3 protein-coding genes and 2 pseudogenes are annotated in these 2,995 nt (G+C 48.9%); 3 read left to right on the top strand and 2 right to left on the bottom strand.

What is annotated here, in order from left to right; all coding sequences use genetic code 11:
• A pseudogene (locus CUC53_RS07140) lies at positions 1-211 on the bottom strand (IS1/IS1595 family N-terminal zinc-binding domain-containing protein); the annotation flags it as partial.
• Positions 212-240: 29 nt separating this feature from the next.
• Here CUC53_RS07140 and CUC53_RS07135 point away from each other — a divergent pair.
• The 3 genes and pseudogenes from CUC53_RS07135 to trfA form a co-directional block, all read left to right on the top strand.
• Positions 241-1,065: pseudogene (locus tag CUC53_RS07135) on the top strand (IS256 family transposase); the annotation flags it as partial.
• Between the two features lie 590 nt (positions 1,066-1,655).
• Entirely contained in the window at positions 1,656-1,805 is a 150-nt protein-coding gene (locus tag CUC53_RS18845) for a hypothetical protein (protein WP_157798217.1), read from the top strand.
• A 13-nt stretch (positions 1,806-1,818) separates the two neighbouring features.
• Positions 1,819-2,682: a plasmid replication initiator TrfA gene (gene trfA, locus CUC53_RS07130; RefSeq protein ID WP_100293516.1), complete on the top strand. Its 864-nt coding sequence runs from the start codon at positions 1,819-1,821 to the stop codon at positions 2,680-2,682.
• 99 nt (positions 2,683-2,781) lie between these two features.
• Here trfA and CUC53_RS07125 read toward each other — a convergent pair.
• Positions 2,782-2,995: IS1 family transposase (locus tag CUC53_RS07125; RefSeq protein WP_236757885.1), on the bottom strand; the 214-nt coding region annotated here is incomplete at its 5' end.

Below are 2,995 nucleotides of genomic sequence, written 5' to 3'. Positions count from 1 at the left end.
GAGCCGTTGAAGGCCATATCAACAATCTTGTCTTTGACGCCAGGCTTGCGGGCTTCATAGGTGTAGGTGAGCTGAAACACGTGCACACAGACGGGGCAACGATAGCGAACATGGCCGGCAGGGGTCTTCCCATGGCGATATACGTGGTCAGAGTTGCAACGAGGGCAGTGAACGGTGATGGATGCCATGAAGCTATGAGTCTCAAAAGCACTCATCATACCAGCTCAACCGATCGGAAGCATTACCGACGCGTTCAAAGAGATGTATGACGCCGACATCTCGGCGGGGCTAGTATCGAAGGTGACCGAACGCGTCATCGAGCAGGTCCACGAATGGCAAAACCGGCCGCTGGATCGGCTCTATCCCATCGTCTATCCGGACTGCATTGTGGTGAAGAGCCGCGCGAACCAGCGGGTGATTAACAAGTTGCTCTATCTAGCACTGGGCATCAATATGGAGGGTCACAAGGAGCTGTTTGGCCTGTGGCTGGCCGAGACCTAAGGGGAAAAGTTCTGACTGTCGGTCCTGACCGAGCTGAATAACAGTGGCTTGGAAGACATCCAGATTGTGTGTGTGGACGGTCTCAAGGGTTTTCCTGATGCCATTGCCATGGAGTATCCCCAGACCAAGGTTCAACTGTGCATCGTCCATATGGTGCGCAACTCGTTGCGCTATGTCTCCTGGAAGGATTACAAGGCTATGATGGCGGATCTGAAGCAGATCTACCACTTTGTGGCGGCCTTCTGCGAGCACTGGGATAGCCAGTACCCGCAGATAACGCGTTCCTGGCAGAGTAAGTGGGCCAATTTGATCACGCCGTTCGATTATCCCCCTGTCATTCCGAAGGTGATTTACACCACCAATGCGATCGAGTCACTGAACAGGGCGCTGCGTAAAGCGACCAAGCAAAGGAAGCTCTTCCCGACCGACGACTCGGCGCTAAAAGTGGCGTTTCTCGCGATACAGCAGGCCTCCAAGAAATGGACCATGCCGATCCAGAATTGGAAGCTTGCCCTAAATCGTTTTATTATCGAATTCGGTGATCGCCTGAACGGTCGCCTGTAGTGGGGTGGGCAGCTACACATAATTATTTACATGCTCCTGCAGAGCCGCTGTGCGTATTTATGGGCCTCTATCTTATGACAACAGATCCTAGATCTAGATCTTTCTGATTAAAAATAAAGATTAAAGATTAAGATTAGCAAACCCAACACCTCTGGTTTTATTCATTAATAACAATACCTTACTGTCATTTTAAATTTTCCTTGGTGGGCGCTATCCCCCTGCCAGGGTGGGTGCTATCCCCTGCCGTGGTGGGCGCCATCCCCTGTCATGGTGGGCGCCATCCCCTGCCATGGTGGGCGCCATCCCCTGCCATGGTGGGTGCCATCCCCTGTCATGGTGGGCGCCATCCCCTGCCGTGGTGGGCGCCATCCCCTCAAAGTGAGATAGGTTGCCTGTACTCGGTGGGTGCTATCCCCCATGTTCAAATGGGGGGATAGCGATGACTCCCACTAGGTGATCAGCAGTAGGATGACCTGATTTGAACTAAATGACTTATTTGACTTTTTTTAGTCATTAGAGGTTGATAGGATGAGGCATGTTGAGAAGTGGGAGGTGCTGTGAATATACCCCGTGGTAGGAAAAGAGTCTTGATGCAACCACATCAAGATGTATTAGCTGATATGAGGGCCAAAGGCTTTTCTTATCAGCAGCTAGCGGATTGGTTGGATGGGCAGGGGATAAAAGTGTCTAAAGATACGGTTCGTCTATTTGTTGAAAAAGCGTCTGGGAGTGTAAGTTAACAAGGATCCAGGTATGTCAGCAGCCGATATCATGGAGCATTTACAAAGAAAAATGATTTCAGGTGAAATCACTTCGTTCAAGGATGCCGTCGAACTGAGAAAGAGGTTGGAGGAGAACGGGGGGGAGGTGATTGATCCCGATGAACCTATATCCATCCCGACTGAATTACCAGCCTGCGCTGAAGGGAAAAGACCTGTCCCGAATGCGATATTGCGTAGCGCTCTTTTTGGCATTGTAGCCAAAGGAGCAAGGAAGTATGAGCAGAGGGTTTTGAAGGCGGCGGTAAATGGTATCACCGTGAAATTTACGGGGCAGCAGCTGGACCAATCTGATTTGGATGTATGGCTTGGATGCTTGCAGTTTTTAAAAAAGGCTCCGGCCGGTACTCAAGTGTATTTCTCCATGTACGGCTTTTTAAAGCATCTAGGGAGGAACACTGGAAAATCCGATAGGGAGTGGCTTAGGAATAGTTTGACAAGGCTATCAGCATGTTTAATTGAGCTCGGTGATGGTCTGCATTTTTATAACGGTCATTTGATTAATGATTATTATAGAAATGAGGTTGAGGGTGAATATGTACTTACTCTCAACCCTAAAATTCTTTCTTTTTTTTCAAGCGAGTTATGGACTGGATTGGATTTAGATAAACGTAGGCAGCTTAAAGGAAAGACATTATCTCAATGGCTTCATGGATTTTATTCTACGCATTCATCGCCACATCCCTACAAAGTTGAGACGTTAAAAAGGTTATGTGGTAGTGAGGCTGACTTGAAAGAGTTTAGGAGAATGTTAAAAAAAGCGTTGTCGGATTTGTCTAGAGCGACAGAGTGGATTTGTTGGATTGATGAAAATGGTTTAGCCAATGTGAAAAAATGAAGCGCTGAGCGAGAGCATAACATGGCAGGGTTCTTCAAGTGTAACCGTTCACCGGCAGGGGCTTGACGCACACAATTCGGCTGGGGGTAATGCCGCCAATCAGTTGAAATGGTGCCTTTCTATAAAGGCGCCAATCACTTTCTCGTGGAGCTCAATGGAACGAGAGAAGCAGATGGTCTTGCGAGCCAATCGCTTGATGCGCGTTCTGAGCGTCAGGTTGTTACGCTCGATACGCTGGGTGAATATCTTCCCAGTCAGATGCATCTCGCTCGGCACCTCTCTGGCATAGCTTCCTGTAGTGGCATAGTGAATT

This window comes from Aeromonas cavernicola, from assembly GCF_002795305.1.
Lineage (GTDB): Bacteria > Pseudomonadota > Gammaproteobacteria > Enterobacterales > Aeromonadaceae > Aeromonas > Aeromonas cavernicola.
This window is presented reverse-complemented; position numbering and strand designations above follow the sequence as displayed.